The sequence below is a fragment of the Pedobacter sp. GSP4 genome, from assembly GCF_051857575.1.
Taxonomy (GTDB): Bacteria; Bacteroidota; Bacteroidia; order Sphingobacteriales; family Sphingobacteriaceae; genus Pedobacter.
In genome coordinates this window covers 143,634-162,260 of the sequence record NZ_JBPZIR010000007.1, presented here as the reverse complement: position 1 = coordinate 162,260, position 18,627 = coordinate 143,634, and the positions used below count along the sequence as shown (strand labels likewise).

At 40.0% G+C, this 18,627-nt stretch carries 12 protein-coding genes; 6 read left to right on the top strand and 6 right to left on the bottom strand.

The features are described from left to right. Nucleotides 1-145: 145 nt before the first annotated feature. A complete protein-coding gene (locus ACS5PU_RS17995) occupies nt 146-1,921 on the bottom strand; it encodes an aminopeptidase P family protein (RefSeq protein ID WP_439460548.1) in 1,776 nt (591 codons plus the stop codon). A gap of 186 nt (nt 1,922-2,107) precedes the next feature. Between ACS5PU_RS17995 and ACS5PU_RS17990 the strand changes: the two genes are divergently transcribed. From ACS5PU_RS17990 to ACS5PU_RS17965, 6 genes are all read left to right on the top strand, one after another. Beyond that, complete coding sequence (locus ACS5PU_RS17990; protein WP_439460547.1) at nt 2,108-3,214, top strand: TlpA family protein disulfide reductase; 1,107 nt, start codon at nt 2,108-2,110, stop codon at nt 3,212-3,214. A 401-nt stretch (nt 3,215-3,615) separates the two neighbouring features. Beyond that, on the top strand, nt 3,616-6,777 hold the full coding sequence (locus tag ACS5PU_RS17985) for a SusC/RagA family TonB-linked outer membrane protein (protein ID WP_439460546.1): 3,162 nt from the start codon (nt 3,616-3,618) through the stop codon (nt 6,775-6,777). Between the two features lie 10 nt (nt 6,778-6,787). Then, nucleotides 6,788-8,311, top strand: a complete 1,524-nt coding sequence (locus ACS5PU_RS17980; protein WP_439460545.1) for a RagB/SusD family nutrient uptake outer membrane protein — start codon at nt 6,788-6,790, stop codon at nt 8,309-8,311. 24 nt (nt 8,312-8,335) lie between these two features. Continuing rightward, complete coding sequence (locus tag ACS5PU_RS17975) at nt 8,336-9,025, top strand: hypothetical protein (protein WP_439460544.1); 690 nt, start codon at nt 8,336-8,338, stop codon at nt 9,023-9,025. A 77-nt stretch (nt 9,026-9,102) separates the two neighbouring features. Then, nucleotides 9,103-10,080, top strand: coding sequence for a DUF5007 domain-containing protein (locus ACS5PU_RS17970; protein ID WP_439460543.1), 978 nt, complete (start codon nt 9,103-9,105; stop codon nt 10,078-10,080). A 207-nt stretch (nt 10,081-10,287) separates the two neighbouring features. Continuing rightward, entirely contained in the window at nt 10,288-11,283 is a 996-nt protein-coding gene (locus ACS5PU_RS17965) for an FAD:protein FMN transferase (RefSeq protein ID WP_439460542.1), read from the top strand. Nucleotides 11,284-11,640: 357 nt separating this feature from the next. On the opposite strand, the gene ACS5PU_RS17960 is transcribed toward ACS5PU_RS17965, so the two are convergent. From ACS5PU_RS17960 to ACS5PU_RS17940, 5 genes are all read right to left on the bottom strand, one after another. Beyond that, nucleotides 11,641-13,836, bottom strand: a complete 2,196-nt coding sequence (locus ACS5PU_RS17960; RefSeq protein ID WP_439460541.1) for a PepSY domain-containing protein — start codon at nt 13,834-13,836, stop codon at nt 11,641-11,643. Nucleotides 13,837-13,851: 15 nt separating this feature from the next. Further along, complete coding sequence (locus tag ACS5PU_RS17955) at nt 13,852-14,340, bottom strand: DUF2271 domain-containing protein (RefSeq protein ID WP_439460540.1); 489 nt, start codon at nt 14,338-14,340, stop codon at nt 13,852-13,854. 3 nt (nt 14,341-14,343) lie between these two features. After that, the gene (locus ACS5PU_RS17950) at nt 14,344-15,852 is read right to left on the bottom strand and encodes an ankyrin repeat domain-containing protein (protein WP_439460539.1); all 1,509 of its coding nucleotides are present in this window, start codon (nt 15,850-15,852) and stop codon (nt 14,344-14,346) included. Nucleotides 15,853-16,130: 278 nt separating this feature from the next. Further along, nucleotides 16,131-16,601 carry a hypothetical protein gene (locus tag ACS5PU_RS17945; protein ID WP_439460538.1) on the bottom strand — a complete coding sequence of 157 codons (471 nt, stop codon included), beginning with the start codon at nt 16,599-16,601 and terminating at the stop codon, nt 16,131-16,133. Nucleotides 16,602-16,928: 327 nt separating this feature from the next. Continuing rightward, the gene (locus tag ACS5PU_RS17940) at nt 16,929-18,623 is read right to left on the bottom strand and encodes a RagB/SusD family nutrient uptake outer membrane protein (RefSeq protein WP_439460537.1); all 1,695 of its coding nucleotides are present in this window, start codon (nt 18,621-18,623) and stop codon (nt 16,929-16,931) included. Nucleotides 18,624-18,627: the final 4 nt, after the last annotated feature.

The following is an 18,627-nucleotide window of genomic DNA, read 5'->3' as shown; positions in this document are numbered from 1 at the left end:
CCTTCGGAGGATAATTTAAAGAACGCTTTAAGATTCCCGCCTGCGCGGGAATGACGGCATGGTGCAAGTAATAACTTAATTAAGCCCTTTCAAATAGATCCTTTCTACCTCAGAATGACGAGAAGGGCAAAACTTAACTAAATCATTAAATAGCTTTACATTTTTCTTTAAGCCATTCGGCTTCATCTGCACTTAATAAAGGTTTAAGCTTATTGAACACCATTTGGTTATATTGATTTAGCCATGCCAGCTGATCCGCTTCCAGAAGTGCTTTATTTACAATAGTAGTATCAATAAAACATAAGGTTAAGGTTTCAAAAGCAAGAAAATTACCAAATTCACTATTACCATGCTCCACACACAAAACCAGGTTTTCGATGCGAACGCCATGCTTGCCTGGACGATAAATTCCAGGTTCAATAGAAGTTACCATCCCCGGTTTAAAGGCTACATCAACATTGGCCGGACTAATATTCTGAGGTCCTTCGTGTACGTTAAGGAAAAAACCAATACCGTGACCGGTTCCGTGACCAAAATTTATGGCATAATCCCAAAGGGGCCTTCTGCAGATCGAGTCGATCTGGTAACCTTTGGTACCCTCCGGAAAAATCAGTTTTGAGCCTTCAATCAACCCTTTTAATACCAAGGTATAATCATCAGCCTGCCTTGTAGCGCAATTGCCAATTGGCATTACCCTGGTAATATCGGTTGTACCGTAATGGTATTGCCCACCAGAATCGACCAGAAATAACCCGTCAGACTGGATTTCCTGATTGCTTTCTGCAGTTAGGGTGTAGTGTGGCAGTGCGCCGTTGGCGTTAAAGCCTGCAATGGTATTAAAGCTTAAGCCCACAAAAGAAGCCTGCTCGGCCCTAAAACCAGCCAATTTTTCGGAGGCAGACCATTCTGTAATTTTTTCTCCGCCTAAACGGTCTTCCATCCATTTAAAAAACCTGGTTAAGGCCACCCCATCCTGTAGCATGGCCTTGCGGATATGTTTGATCTCGGTTTCATTCTTTATGCTCTTTAAAAAAGTACTCGGGTTGGTACCCAGAATAAGCTTAGCACTTTTAGGCAAAAGCTGGTACAAACCATAGCTGGTGCGCTTCGGATCGATAAAAATCCTTGCATCCTCAGGCAGCTGTTTCAAAGCATCACTTATTGTATGGTAAGGTTTTAAAACTATACCTTGTTTATATAGTGTATCTGTTTCATCTGGCGATAGTTTATCTTGGTTGACAAAGAGCGTAACTTCAGAGGGTGCAACAATGGCAAAGCTCAGAACCACGGGGTTATAATCTACATCCTGCCCCCTGAGGTTAAAAAGCCAGGCAATATCATCTAACGAGGAAATAAAATGGTGGTTAGCGCCGTTCGTTTTTAATATATCCCTTACCTGCGCTATTTTAGCTAAAATACTTAAACCTGCAGCTTCTTCGCTGATTAAAAAAGCTTTTTCAGCCGGTAGCCCTACCCTATCGTGCCAAATTGTGCCAACAAAATCCACGTCGGCCGTCTGTATATCCTTTTGTTGCAAATTGTTTTGCAGCTCAACAGCCAAGGCTACGGTAATAAGCTGATGGTTAAAACCAACTTTTGTACCTCTTGGTAAAACTTCAAGCAGCCAATTGATATATTCGGGTGTGTGGGGTACTTTTAATTTTACCAGTTTGTAACCAGAATCCTTTAACTGCGTTTCTGCCTGTGTAAAATAACGGGAGTCAGTCCAAAGGCCTGCAAAATCGAGGGTAACCACCAAAGTACCTGCCGATCCGGTAAATCCACTTAAAAAATGAATTGTTTTATAATGCGCAGGTAGGTATTCGCTAATGTGTGGATCCGCAGCCGTGATTACATAGGCATCTATTTTTTGTTCGGCCATTTGCTTGCGCAGGGCTTCCAGTTTTTCTACAGCGGTCATAAGGAAGAGTTTTATCGGCCAAATTTAGAAATTCTGGTGATATTGAGGTTAGCTAAATTGATTAACACAATCCTAGCATTATTTTCAAAGATCTGATAAAAAGAATATCTTTAAAAATAAAGAACCAGCTGCAGAACTCACATCATTTTGAATTAAGGATACATTTTATATATAATAACTACAGAAATGGCACATTATTTACAGAAATCTAAATGGCGATTACTAATAGTTGCTATATTTTCTATTTGGTTACCCACTAGAAGTTTGGCTCAGCATCGTTTTAAACTAAAGGTAACGTTTGAAAATAAAAATTTGGATGGTATATTCAGTATTCTTGATGATAACCAATTTATAGAGATCTCCAAAAAAAATATTTTGTTTCAAAATGGTTCTACACAAATAACTGGAACTTTGATAAACCCAAGCGCTTTTGCAAGGATTGGTTTTGTAGAGGCAGGAAAATATAAATCAATCGATTTTGTTGTAGATTCTGGTGAGAATATCTTATCAATTGGATACGAAAAAAACCAAAAAGTATTAACATTATTAAATTACAACACAAAAAGCAATGATATTTTCAACAAACTAAATGAATTGAAAATAACAGCATACCGCAATGGAACAGCCGAAAGAATGGGTACATTTAAAATGTATCTAGCATTTATTGAATCTTACCCTAATGATTTTTTCAGTATTCTTGCCCTATATCAGGCAAGTCATTACAACCGGTCTGTAGCCTACTCAACACTTATACTTAATTCTCTTAAAGCTTTTAATGAAAAATTACAAGCTTCAAGCTTGGGGCAGAAAATTTTGACAGAAAACAACAATCTGATTAAAAGTATAGAAAGCTCCAGTTCAAATCATAAGGTAAAGATATTTAAGGTTAATGACGAACGCGATCAACCTTTCACAAATTTAAATCTCTCAAATCAGAATTACCTGATCGTTTTTTCTGCAACCTGGTGCATTCCATGTCAAAAACAATTGCCCTTGTTAAAAAAAATCTATACAAAATATAAGCCCGGGGGCCTTGAAGTTGTTTATTTTAACTTTGACAATGATATTACGAGATGGAAAAGGCATATAGTAGATAATAAGCTCAACTGGATCAATGTTTCTGAACGATTAAAAGTGAGTGATAGCAAGATTAATAAACTCTTTGGGATCTCTGCCTATCCTAGCTGTATATTGGTTAATAAGCAAGGTATCATTATTTATAACTCCGATCAGGAAGATCCAGGCTTAGTTAAGCTAGATCAAGCTATAGAAACTGCTATTTCATCACGTTAATTATTTTTTTGTTAAATCGATAATATTCAATCATTTTTAGCAGCTAAAATCACAATCACATTAACCTATTCTTTCTTCTAATAAGGTTCTATAAAAACCAGATCAAAAGTAAAGGGCATGTAGCTATTACTAAAACGTTTTTTAAGTATTAATAAGACAGAAATATTCCAAATTAATAAACTTAAAAATTAGTTTGAAAGACAATTAAAAGGTTGATTGTAAATAAGAAATCAGTAAAAAATGTACGGCTTTCTGAAGGTAATTTTCATCATTTGGCCTAGAAAACAACATTTTAACTTCTTTATGTTAAAATCCAATTACCTAATGTTAAAATATGTTAATTTTCTGTAAAATAATGGATATAATTTAGGGATAACTAAACCGTTAACATCCCAAATTTTATGAAACTAAACTTTACTAGAACTACTCCGAAGGTTTTATTTGGAATTTTCTTCTATTTATTAATCCCTTGGCTGGCCTTTGCGCAGACCAAAGTAAGCGGGGTAGTACTCGATGAAACCAAGAAGCCTTTACCAGGTGTAACCGTGGTAGAAAAAGGTACCAAGAACGGTACAGTTACCAACGGAGATGGCCGTTACACCCTCGTGGTAAAACCCAATTCGATAATTGTGGTAAGCATGGTTGGCTACCTGGGCAAGGAAGAGGCCGTGAGCGGCAAATCAACAATCAATTTTTCTTTAGGCGAAAACAACCAAACACTGAGCGAGGTTGTTACCATCGGTTACCAAAGCATTACCAGAAAGAAAACAACAGCAGCCATTTCGAGTATCTCGGCAAAAGAACTGGCCAATTTACCGGCTGCCAGTTTCGATCAGTTACTGCAGGGACGTGTTTCTGGGGTAAACGTTCAAAACTTCTCGGGTGCACCGGGTTCGGCCCCAACCGTATCGGTAAGGGGTAACTCGCAGGTGAGCAGAGGTTATGATGAATTTAATGTAATCAACTCGCCGCTTTATGTGGTGGATGGTGTGCCACAGCCAACAGAATCGTACGTTGGGCCTGGGGTTGGTACCGGAAGCAATTACCTGGCGGGCCTAAACCCTGCCGATATTGAATCTATCGACATTTTAAAAGATGCTTCGGCTGCAGCGATTTATGGATCGAGGGCAGCAAACGGTGTAATCTTAATTACCACCAAAAAAGGCTTAAGCGGCGAACCAAGAGTCTCGATCAGTGCCTATGCAGGTTTAACAGAAAGACCTGACCTGCGCGATGTAACCCTTGGTACGGTAGAACGCAGGCAAAAAATGGAGGTTTTGCAAAGACAGTTGAGCTACGCCGATTTAAAACAGCTTCCTTACCTGTTAACCGATAGTTTAAACCCTGCCTATAACGGCAATACCGATTGGCAAGATTTATTCTACCAAACAGGACGAATCACCAATGGCGATTTAAATGTAAGCGGTGGCGGCGAAAACGGCATGGTTTACCGCTTTAGTGGAGGTTATTACAATGAGGAAGGTATTATTAAGGCAACTGGCTTTAAAAGATACTCGGGCAGGATTAACCTCACCACAAGGGCCTTAAAACAAAAGCTGATGATTAACCCTATTTTTGCTTATTCACGATCAGACAGGGCAAGAGGAAACGGAAGCAACAACAGTCCTATTAGTTTGGGCGCAGGTAACATGCCTTCTTCCCTACTTAATTTGGATGAAGATAAAAAAGCTTTTTATTTAGGTGCTTACAGCGAAAACCTGGATAAGAACATCAGCAACCAACTTACCATTAACCTGAATTTAAGTTATGAGTTTAGCAAACATTTAACACTAACCTCGCAATCTTCTTACTTGCAGAACAGCGCCCGGAGGGATTTGAGTACCAGTAACCTGTTAAACAATGGCCAGGGTAACTCGTCCTATAGCTATGCAGATAATGGTATCAACATCCAAACCTCTAACTTTTTAAGCTACAACAACAAATTCAGCAAACATTCACTTAGTGTTATTGCCGGTCAGGACATTATTTACAACCAATTTCAGTACACTACCGCTTCAGGCTATAACGGCCCATCAGATAACATTCAAACGGTAAGCGGTTTTCAGCAGTCTAAAATTGGTGCAAGTTCTGATTATCAGGCTTTCGGATTGCTATCTTACTACGGTAGGTTGGCTTACGATTACGATAGCAGGTACCTGTTATCTGTTTCTGCCAGGGCCGATGCTTCATCCCGTTTTGGTAAAAACAATAAATGGGGTTTCTTCCCATCAGCATCAGTGGGCTGGTTAATTTCGGAAGAGGCCTTTATGAAAAATTGGACCAAAAATCCATTTACCATGGCGAAAATCAGGGCCAGTATCGGTAATTCGGGTAACGACCCTAAAAGCAATTACTTACAGTACAATTTGTACCAGGTTAACAATGGTGGCTTTGATGGAAATGGTGGTGCAACATCGTACAACGGTGTAACAGCCATTACGCCAAACCTACGCGATGGTGTTGCCCAAAGCAACCTAAGCTGGGAAAAATCAATGCAGTGGAACATTGGTACCGACCTCGAAATCAAAAACGGTAAATACGGTTTAACATTCGATGTGTACAACAAAGAATCGTCGTTACAGCTGTTCAGCTTAAACCTGCCATTAACCACAGGTTACGACCTGGCTTTAACCAATGCCATTGGCGTAAGAAACTCAGGTGCTGAGATTTCGATTACGGCAAACCCTTTTTCTGGAGCATTTAAATGGAATACCAGATTAAACGTTTCTTACAACAAAAATGAGATCATGAACCTGCCAAATGGCGGAAGAGACCTGGTTTTAAGTGGCGATAGATTTGATAAATCGCACATCTTATCGGTAGGTAGCCCAATCAATGCTTTTTACCTGTACAGAACAAACGGCGTTTTCTCTAGAACGAGCGATATTCCGGTTAACCCTTATACAGGCGAACTGTACAGAAACAGTAATGGTACCTATCAGCAGGGAGATTTTTATCTGGCCGACTTAGACGGTGATGGTTTCATCGACATTTTTAACGATGGTATTAACCCTGATAAGTTACCAGTTGGCGACCCTAACCCTAAATATACCGGTGGTTGGACAAACAACTTTACTTACAAGAATTTCAGCTTGGGCATATTCTCTACCTTTACTTTTGACCGCGATGTGTTGAACCTGTTCGAATCAGACCGTTTCTCTAACTCAACAGATGGTAACGCCGTAGGTAATTTTGCTACCTACTCTACCCCTGATTTAAGCAAAATCAATATCTGGAAAACTGCAGGAGACCTTGCCGAATATGCCAAATACGATTTGGGAACCTACCGTTACTATTACACAGGTGCACAAACTTTCTTCTTAGAAAAAGGTGGATACTTCAGGATAAAAAGTGTTAACCTGGCTTACGATCTGCCTGGAAGCACTTTAAAAAAGCTTGGGGTTGGGAAGTTTAGGATTTTCGCAATTGCCGATAACCTTTTTATGTTCCAGCAATCGAAACGCCTGCCTGATGCCGAAGCCGTAAATCCATATGGCGAATATAATGGAGCAGGTTATCCAATTCCGAAAAAATATACGCTAGGTGTCGAAGTTCAATTTTAATAAGAAAGCCATGAGAAATACATATAAAAAATTAAGCATGATTGGGTTGATACTGGTAGTAATCAGTTTCGCCTCGTGCAAAAAACTGCTTGAACAGGAACCAAAAAACTCTACCTATTTAGAGGTTTATTGGAAATCGGCTAAAGATGCCCGCAACGCAATTGCCGGTAACTATGCACTTTTACGTAATGCCTGCACCAACAAAGAAAACAGGTACTACATGTATGGCGATGCTATTGCCAAAAACTATTTCACTATCCAGTACAACGGTGATGGATTGGAAGGGATACAGAACGGCGATTTCACATTCCAGTACAATTTAAATTCGTTGGCCAACTACACCCTTTATTACAAAACAATCGCCATGTCGAACATTGTGATTGCCAATGTTTCAAAAATGACCAGCAGCGAGCTTAAAGATGTAGAAGATCCGGAAACCTTTAAAAACGGTATTATTGGTCAGGCTTTGTTTATTAGGGCCTTAAGCTACTTTATGATGGTGAGGGTTTGGGGAGATGTACCTTTGGTAACAGCTGCATACGATGATCCGATTACTGCGCCTCAATTACCAAGAAGCAGCAAAACAGTAGTGATGAAGCAGATCGAAGACGATTGCCACAACGCTGCAAAAATGCTAAGCTGGAGCTATGAAAGTGCTGGCGATGCAAAAGTAACAGCAAACCGCGGTTCTGTTTATGCCCTGCTTGCACACCTTTACCTTTGGAGAGCAACAATGACTGATGTGAGCACAGATGTAGCCAACTTGGTTGATGTAAACAGTGCCGATACTACAATTAATACTTTAATTGCACGTGGAGGTTATACCCAAACCGATACCACCAATTACTCAAATACGTTTATCGGCAGATCGCCAGAAGGAATTTTCGAGTTGAACATGAGCGAAAACACTTTGGAAGGTTCTTCGAGCCATATCGGAACACGGTTTTTAAATACAAGTTATATCAGTTATTACAACAATACCCCAAGGTTCTATGTTGTGCCACGCTATCTTACCGATCAGTTTGGAACGGGAACAATAACAGATATCCGCTACCGCAAAAACTTCGACCTGGTTACGCCTGATAAACCTTTATGTGTAAAATACAGCAATGTGATTTACCGCAACCCTGGTCAGAAATTAGATGCTTATCTGAGCAACAACATGATTATTTTCAGATTGAGCGATCTTAAACTGTTAAAAGCAGAAATTGCTTTATATAAAGGCGATGCGGCTACCGCAACCACCATTATTAACGATTTTAGGACCAAATATGACAAAGTTCCTAAAAAAGTGGCTGCTGGCCTTTCAGTTAGCGCTGTAATGGATGAGTATATTAAAGAACGCGGCAAGGAAATGTTTTTAGAGGGGCACTTGTTCTACGATCTTTTAAGAACCAGAAAATATGGCAACATAGTAGATTGGTTGCCTGTTGAAAGGTTTAGAAGAGAAGGTTTTTACTGGCCTATAGATCCGGCATTATTTAGAGAAAACCCGAACCTTAAACAAACTACTTATTGGTTAGGTAAGGTTTAAGCACAACAATCAAAAAACAGAATCATGAGAAATTATATAACGATATGCGCGGTACTACTTGTAATGATTGCATTTGCATCGTGCAAAAAGGACGACTATAAAAACGACGGTGGAGTAAGCAACGCTTACGTAGATATGACCACTTACGATTACCTAAAATCAAACCCTAAATTCGATTCATTGGTAAAAGTAATTGATAAGGCTGGCCTAAAAGATGCCATAAACGGCAACATTACCTTTTTTGCCACTACAAACTACGGTATTGTAGATTATGTTTCGGCCAAGAAGAACCAGATTGCCATCCAAACAGGTAATGAAAACTTCAACTTCGGCATTAAAGACATTCCACAAAAAGAATTAAGCGATTCTTTAAAGACCTACATGTTTGCCGGAAAAATAAACCGCGACCAGATTACGCTCGGTGGTAAGCTCTACGATAGCGCATTAGGACCAATTCCAAACGTACAGTATATGATCAAGTTTAGAAGAAGCTTTGATTATAGTGCCTATGTAAGCTATGTTGATTATGTAACCTATACCAAGGTGATTGGCACCAGAGATGACAAGGAGATTGATCAGAACGCCATTCCAGATAATCAAAAAGACAAAGCTGTGGATTGCCAAACCTCGGGCATTATTACCCGTACCGGAATTGTACATGTATTGAACGGAAACCACAGGTTATTCTTTAACGCCCAACCATTGGGAAATTAATTTAATCAATTGTTTATCAGCACTGTTATATAACATACTGATAAGATTTGTTAAATACTAATAATTAGATAATGAAAATGAAATACATTTTAGGTTTGATGATGCTGGTAAGCATTGTTGCCTGTAAAAAGATAGAAAAGGGCTTTCAAAGCGATGCCATCCGCTACAAAGACAATAACCTTTTTGCCAAACGTGGTCTGATCCTTTACCAATCAGACCGCTTGAATGCCGATGGCTCTACCCCACCCTATACCTTTAAAATGCTGAACCTGCGCAAGGAAGATGGCAGTCCGGCCCCGGTAGAATTTAACACCACTTACGATATTGTGGTTTTTAAAACCGGTATGTCTTTCGATGCGACAACAGATACCACAGTGGCCCTGTTAAACAAAAAGCGTGAAACACAGAAAAGACTGCCGATGTACTTTAATGAAAGCAGCGGACAGTTAACCTTTAACAAGGCATCTGCAAACCTACCTTTGGGCAAATACGTTTTTGATGTAGAAATGACCAACGTAACAGGCACAAAACTTTATCCTAAGCTGGCTACCATTAATGTGGTAGATCCTTCAACGGAAGATTTGTTTGTAATTACGGATAACGTAGCCAATGCTTTTAACGATATCACTGGTGCGGCAACGCCAATGCGGAACCCAACTATTACCTGCACTAAAATCTCCAACAATGGTGCAAGGGCAATTTTAAAAATGGTTGATAAAAACGGCAGAACATTTAATCCAAAAGCCGGAGAAATTATTGCAAGGGGCGATAGGCCGATTTTTGAGAACTATGCCAAATTTAACCCGGTTATTAAAACCGATACCGCAATGATCTGCGATTTTGAAGTAGCACCATTCCCGTTAACCAAATACGTAACGCCAACAACCGACTGGGGTTTCTTAATGTATTACAGGATTCCAAGTCAGTTTGTTACCGTGGATAATTTCCCAGCTTCTTTAGGTACTTTCTCGGTAAATCCAAGGTGGTCTTGGCAGTTAAAGCTAGAAGGTACTTACGTAATACAGGTAAAGTTTCCTGATGTAACCAAGAAATAAATAGAAATAGTTAGTTAATTAGTATTAAGGGCAGATACCGGATGGTTCTGCCCTTTTTCGTAACTGATGATTTTTTCAATAGCTAATTTTATGCTTTAATTAAATAAGTTAAACAATTAGGGTATCTAAACTTAACCCCTTTCTTTTATCAACCCTCATCAGCTTTTTTACCGCTAAAGCCTATATTTACACCAATTATTGTAATTGATGAAAAAGATACTTCTGGCAGCCCTAATCCTCTCCGTTTTAACTACCCATGCACAAATTGTAAGAAAAAGAACTACTCTTTTAATGGGCGGGCGTTTCGATATTACCATCTCGGCTCAAGATTCAATTTCTGCCGAGCACAATATAGATTCGGTTATTGCCGAGATCAGCCGCATCGAGAACCTCATTTCAGACTGGAAAAATGATTCTCAGGTTTCGGAAGTAAACCGGAATGCAGGGATTATGCCGATAAAAGTTGACCCCGAAGTTTTTGCACTGACCGAACGTGCCATTGCGCTTTCAAAAGCTACAAATGGTGCTTTTGATATCAGTTTTGCAGCAATGGACAGGATCTGGAAGTTTGATGGCTCCATGAAACAGATGCCTACTGCGGCTGCCATTAAAAAATCGGTAGAGAAAGTGGGTTACCGCAATATTATTTTAAACAAATCAGCCTCCACTATCTTTTTAAAGCTAAAGGGCATGAAAATAGGATTTGGTGCATTGGGAGAAGGCTATGCAGCAGATAGATGCCGTAAAATGATGCTGGAGAAAGGAATCAAGGCTGGAATTGTAAACGCATCAGGCGATATGAGTACCTGGGGCAAACAACCCAATGGGAAAGATTGGACCATTGGCATTACCAACCCCATGCGCGAAGATACCCTATTGGCAGTGCTCCCCCTTAAAAACAATGCAGTGGTTACATCAGGCAGTTACCGGAAATTTGTAGAATTCAAGGGCAAAAGGTATTCGCACATCATTAACCCAGCTACCGGTTATCCAGCCACAGGCCTCATCAGCGTAACCGTGTTTGGTCCAAGCGCCGAAATGGCTAATGGATTGAGCACATCCACCATGGTTCTAGGAAAAACAGCAGGCGAACAATTGATCAAAAAATACCCGCAGTACAGCTACATTATTATCAGCGATCAAGGCCAAATCGTTACTTCGAAAGATATCAAACTACCTGCCCATACCCTGGCAAGAAATTAAATAATTGGTCTAAAGTTGGTCGCGATTTGCAATCGCGACCTTATGTGCTGAGGATTTGTAATCCTCAAAAAAACAAAATTTTACAGAAAGAATGTGGATTTAAAATCCACGGTTATAATGACCCCGATTACAAATCGGCGCCAGCATCCACCAAGGTTGGTCGCGATTTGCAATCGCGACCTCATGTGCTGAGGATTTGTAATCCTCAAAAAAACAAAATTTTACAGAAAGAATGTGGATTTAAAATCCACGGTTATAATAACCCCGATTACAAATCGGCGCCAGCATCCACTAAGGTTGGTCGCGACTTGCAATCGCGACCTCATGTGCTGAGGATTTGTAATCCTCAAAAAGATATTAATAACAATCGGTTAATACCTGATTTCTGGATTGATAAAAAGATAGCGGTTTACCGGTTTTTTCGACACAGATTTCTTCCAGTATCCTTACAATGTCTTTTTGCATAGAAAGTGAGCCACATATCATCAGTACGGCAGATTCAGCCAAACTTTTGGCTACAAAATCAGTATCAATATTAATCAGATCGCTTACATACTGCTTAATACCTTCTCTTGAGTAAGCAATTTTAAAATCAAAAATTTTGGCTTCAGCACGCATATCATTTAAAAAGTCATGAAAAGGGCTAAAAGATAATGTACTTCTAAAACCGCAGAAAAGATAGCAGGGTATTTTTCCTGCATTCTGGTTAATCATGCCTAAAAATGGAGCAATACCTGTTCCATTCGAAATCATAATTACCTTTGGTGCTTTTTTAGGGAAATGAAAATGCGGGTTTTTAACAATCCTTGCCTTTACAGGTTCATTCTCTTTCAATTTATGTAAAAATCCTGAACCTAAACCATCGGGGTGCAAGCGCACGCTGAGCTGTATCGCATCATTTACCACACCAATAGAATAAAGCCGTTCTCTATGGTCATTTGCCGGATAAATGGCCAGTAAATCGCCTGATTTGGCTTTTAAACTGCGTAAGGCATTTAACCTGATCTGAAAAACACCTTCGCTTATTGCTGTACCGGTATTCGATTGAACAATAAAATCTTTCAGTGGTTTTTTCTTTAGTTTTTGCTGCTCCAAAAACCCATTAACTTCCACTTCGCTCTTTTGCGACCATGCTTCCTCCCATAATAAGAGATCCTCAGGTGATTTATCGTTAACCGTATGGATATCGATCAAAGGAATCGCCCACTCCTGTTTGGAAAGCTCGTTATGCACATCAAAAGCGAATTTACAAAAATCGGGGTATGCCTTTGATCCAAAGCCCAGAACTGCATAATTAACCTGCTGCAGCTGTGGTTTTTCTTTAATCCGCTGTAAAAAACGGCTAGCATTGGATGGTGCATCGCCCAAGCCATAGGTTGATGTAAAAATAACCAGCTGTTTAGCATTAGGATAAATGCCGTAATTATTTAAGGCCGTGAGGTAAGACTTTTTACCCTGTTTAAGCAGTAATTTATGCAGGGCGATGGCATACCCATGTGTGCTCCCGTTTTCAGAACCTATTAAAACAATATACTCACATTCTGCAGCTTTATATTTGTTTTTAGAACGTTTCGATATTCTTTTTAGGGTAATGGCAAAACCCGAATAAATGAAAAATAAAATCCCGATTGAAGAAATCCCCAATACCACTGCCCACAGCACGTTGGCCCTGCCGGTATGGAGATCCAAACTTAAATTGGTAGCCAATACTGTAAAAGGATACTTGTTTTCGGCTAAAATAGCTCCGGTAAGCTGATTTACGGCAATTTCGCGGTCTTTCAGTGTAAGTATGAAATAATCTTCCACATCTTCAGAAAACGGAAATTCAATCGTTTGAACCTCCGCCAAACTGATGTGCTTAAAAACCTCAAAGTCTTTAATGTTTTTTACCGGAGCTGATTTAATGGCATCCAGATTTACATCAACACCCTTTTTTACTGTTTTTAAAATCCCGAGCGTATTGAGTGATAAATAGGTGCCGCTTAGGGCAATAACCAAAATTGGGATAAGCAATAAACGCCCTAAAATAACATGATAGTACTGTGAAAAACCGTCTTTCTGTATCTTTGCAAAAAATCTTCGAATCCCCCGTTGCCTTTGTATGGTGAGCAAAATACCTGAAACGGCAATCAGCGACAGTAAAAAAGCGGTCAGTCCAATAAAAAACCGCCCGGTTTCGTGCATAAAAAGAGAGCGGTGCAAAGTGGTTACCCATTGAAAAAATTCATTCTTTTTGCCCGGCGTGCCCAGTACAGCGCCAGTTTTGGGATCTATATAAGCTTTTACATCATCGCCGGCATTGTTAATGGCCTGAATTTGTACAAAACGGCCGTTCTCTACACTTATACTCGTAATTTCGGAGTATTTGGTTTTAAGTACGGGAATAACCGTTGCAACGCTTGTATTGGCTAGGTTGCCAACACCATAAGGTTTAACTTTTTGGGTAATGGGTTCAACCGAAAGGATAATTCCGGTAACCGAAGCAAGCAAAAGAAAAAGAAAAGAAGATACAGCCAGTGTTAAATGGCTGTATCTCCAAACAGTAGTGGTCATAGTTTTAACTGAATTTTAATTCGCGCTAAAACGTACATACCTGATAAATCCTGTACCATCGGTTTTGGCAGAAAGCGCCTCAGTAGTTAATGGAATTTCAAGATCTTTAACGAAATATTCTTTGTCTTCAACCGCAGTTTCGAAACGCAGTTTGTAACCGGCATTGATTTTAGCTTTTTCGATTTCGATTACCGAAACGCCGCGGTCGCCACCTGTTAACGATGCGCCGGTAACAGCACTGATATTGGTTGGTTTCTGTGCGTAAAATTTATGCCACTCTTTTAAACTGTTGTACCATTTTTTATCAGAACCCAGCACATAAAGCGTTTTGTTATACTGTCCTTTGGCATCAACCAACGAAATAACGATGTAAGCACCTTCGCCCATGTAGCTCTTCATCTGGATCATGCATTTGTATTTCGCGGCATTTTGTGCGTTGGTTGCTGTAGGCTTAAAAAATGCAAGCGCACAAAAAAGTAGTGTTATTTTAATTAAGTTGTTCATATTCTATTTTAAAAAGCTTAGTGATACATTTCCTTTGGTTAGCGATTCATTTTCGCTGGCTAAATCAAAAGCACTCTCATCGAAACTGGTTTTGGCTTCTTTTTTAGCACCAATAGATAACAGGTATTTTAGCATCACATCATCTTTTGATATCATTGCTGCCTTGTGCAAAGGCGTAATTCCTTCTCTGTTCGGACTGTTTACATCAATTTTGAAATCCTGTATACGTTTTACCAAACCTAAATCGCCTTTGGCAACGGCTAAATGGTACAAGGTATTGCCGTTTTTCTGCGCTGTAGCCAGGTTGAAACCTTTGGCTTGCAACAATTTAAGTTTACCTTCAAATTCTTCAGCTTTTGATGGTCCACCAGCATTGAAACCGCGGCCCGCCTCCGCACTGCTGTAAGATTGGATTAAATAATAAGCCAGGTTATTGCCTTCTTTATCAACCGTTTTTAAATCGGCACCTTTTGATAGCAGATAATCTACTATAGCCGGCGAATTACTGTTAACCGCTATGGCCAAAGCACTCAATCCCTTATTATTTACCTGATTGATATTTTTCACCTTTGGCAACAACAGCGCAAACACACTTGTATCGCGGTTGCCCGAAGCAGCATTCATTAAAGCGGTATTGCCATCATTATCAGCTTGGTTTACATCTACTCCAGCTGCAATAAAATGCACAATAATATCATTCTGTTTAGGTTTGCGCACCAAGGCATGCAAAACGTTTCTTCCTTCTTTATTGGTATTGGTAGGTTTAATTTTTAAACTTTCCAGATATTCGTAAACCTCAATACCATTGCTACCCCTGCGGCTGCCTTCGCTGGCAGTAATTAACGCGCCCTGATCTACAGGAATACCTTTTTTAATAAGCAATTTAAGGATTTCGATGTTACCGCTTCTGGCAACGTAACCAAATGCATTCAGTCCATCAGCATCTGTACTTTTTAAATCAAGTCCCTTCGAAATAAAATAATCAGTCAGTTTTAGTTCTTTATCGTTGCCAATGGCCAAAAGCAATGCATTTGCACCGTTTCCGTTTACATCGTTTTTTAAATTAACGCCCTTGGCTAAAAGCAGGTCGTATATTTTGGTATTCTGTTGACCGCTTCCGGCAGCAAAAGTTAGCGCAGTAACGCCATGGCTATCTTTTAAGCCAACATTGATTCCTTTCGAAAGCAGGTAGCTTAATACTTCGTCGTTTCCTTTGTTTGCAGCCCAATGTAAATATGTACGGCCATCGTGCGTAAGTTTGGTTACTTCGTTTCCAGGCTGGGCCAATAAATATTTGATAGTTTCGTTAGGAGCATCGGCATTTATGGCCATTACAACCGGATCAAAGCTGCTGTTGTTCAATTGAGCTGGGTTTGCTCCTTTTTCAATTTCGGCCTTAACCGCATTTACATCTGGTTTGCTTTGCCAGAAAGCTTGATCGAGCAGGCTGTTTTTTTGTGCCTGTGCCGAAATAGACCATAGCAGGGTTATGGCTAGTATAAGTTTTTTCATCGTTTGGGTATACTAATAAGATGATTTGTATGATAAGATTAGAATAACGCCCCAAAATTAACAAGAATTAGTCTAAATAAAAACCTTATTTCGATTTATTTTGGCCACTTATTTAATACAATGTGGTATTAGGATGATAGCAAACGTGAAATGTTGTGGCAATTTACCAATTACAGAACTGTATGGCATAAAAGTTTATCGTACGCGGAGCGAGTGATTGAAAATCTATTCAAGCATAGAAAACCAACAGATAAAAAATTAAAATGGGTGAAATGGTTTTAGGAAGCGTAGCGATCTGCAGTAGGCGTTTTAATCACCTTAAACTGCCCAGCGATATTATAACGGCAAACGTTAAAAACGATTTCGGCTTCTCTTTTGGCGAGTGCATAAATGCCCGGAGTGAATTTTAACTGAAAGCGTTTGGGACAGATATCTTTGTAGCAAACTACATTATAAGCACCTTCATTTTCCACAACCACTTCTTTTACATCATCTGGCCATTGCTTTTTAATTAAATTTGGCAACCAGCTAAACTGTTGTTTCGCAATAAGCTCGCCCATTCCCTTAACTGCCGCATTGGGTATGGCCTCGCCCGCAATCTGCACCCAGCTATCGCCACTTTTATCAATAATCCCTACTACATGCGGTCCGGAAAGCACTAACCATGGCGCATCCATTTCAGCACGCATTAATTGGTATGCGGTATTTCCTAAAAATTCCTGTTCAAAAGTGTAAGAGAGTTCGATCATGGCTTAAGCGTTATTTATGCAAGATTATTGAACCTGAAAAGATTTTGCTGAAAACATTTACAAAAATTAATCTGTTCTGCCTATCATACAGTATAACAGCACAATAGCTTATTTAGTTCTGATAGACATACAAATTTTGTCAATGTAGACCGCATTTCCTAAGATACTCCGCAGAAAGGGTAAAATTACGGTAATGCGACTACGCATTAACAGACAACACCAATAGCTTAAACATTTAAAATAGAGTCTGTTTGTATTTTAGCAAAAAAAATCCATCAGCTGCAAGGGTAAAACCAATGCATAACTGATGGATAATAAAATTATATTTTAATATTCAGGATTTTGCACCAAACTTTTATTGGTTTGCACCTCAATAGCCGGAAAAGGCCATAAATAATCTCGCTTTTTGTTAAAAATCTTGGTTTCAATAACCCGCATATCGCCTTTGTTGCTTACACCACTGTAATCGGGTGTTCCATTGGCATCAATTACCGGTGCATTGGCCAAAAGCCCTTTCGGAATCCGTCCGTAAACTGGCCCTGTTAATACCTGCTCTGCAATTTTCCAGCGCCTGATATCGGCAAGCCTCAAACCTTCCATGGCAAACTCATACTTACGCTCTTTACGCACAATAGAGCGGAGTTCTTCTTTGGTTTTACCGGTGGTTATGGCAGGCATATTTACTGATGGCCTCCGGCGCACGAGGTTAATGGCATCGTAAACGCTGGCATCAATTTCGCCCAGTTCTATTTTGGCCTCGGCGTAGGTAAGCAATACTTCGGCATAACGTACCAAGATAATGCTCAGCTCAGAATTCTGCACATCCGTACGGTCTACCTCATCGCAGTATTTGCGCCAAACATAACCTGTAAAAGTGGCAAAAGCATGCGTAGCTTCCGTATTATCGATCCGCACAGCTGGATTTACGTTATAGTTCCAGATTTTTAAACTATCCTTGTGGGTTTCGAACTGGTAGCCAAAAATAGTACTTCCGGGCACTACAACGGTAAAACCTAAGCGGGGATCGCGGTTTTGAAAAGGCTTTTTCGGATCGTACAACGGAGATTTATCGATTGATAAGCCATCGGTACATTCGTACGAATCGACAAAACTCTGGTAAGGCACTTTATCGCATACACCACCGGGCAAACGCGGTAAAAAATACCTTGGCGTGGTATGTGTGTTCACATTTTTCATGTACTGGAGCGATAAAATGATCTCTTTGGATGATTCGCCGGCATATTTAAAAAGCTCCCCAAAATTTGCATGAAGCGAATATTTTCCCAGATCCATCACAGCTTTCGCCGCTTCGGCCGCAATGGCCCATTTTTCGTTATACAAAGCAGTTCTGGCCTTAATGGCCAATGCAGCGCCTTTTGTTGCACGGCCATCGTTCATTACCGCCTGGTTTAAAGGAAGATCTTTCGATGCCGCATCCATTTCGCTGATGATGAAATCGGCTACCTGCTCTTTGGTGCTTTTTGGAAGCTGTGCTTCTTCGGTTGTTAAGCTCTTGGTCACCAAAGGCACCCCACCAAACAGCGTGATGAGGTAGTGGTAATGCAAGGCCCTGATAAACCTAGCCTCGGCTTTGGTTTGATTGTAAAGCGCAACAGAAACTTTATCTTTTACCTTATCAATATTATCCAGCAGAAAGTTGCAGCGGGCAATACCTTTGTATGCCTCGGTCCATTTTACTTTTACTACACCATTATTGGCATCAATGCTTCCTTTTCCCAAATCCTGAAGGGCACCATTTGTACGGTCCCAGCAGATATCGGTAGTTGCATCGATAAAAATATGCCACGGCACCCTTAGGTTACCCAGCCCATAATTCATCTGCTGGTAGTTTAACTGCTGGTAACAACCATAAAGGCCCATCATCAGCTCATCCTGATTGCTGTAAAACGATACGGAAGAGGGACCAGATAATGGATATTTTTCGAGATAATTTTCTTTACAGGCAGAAACGGATAGCAATACCACGCCTACTATACCTGCTATAATTTTTTTATACAACATAATC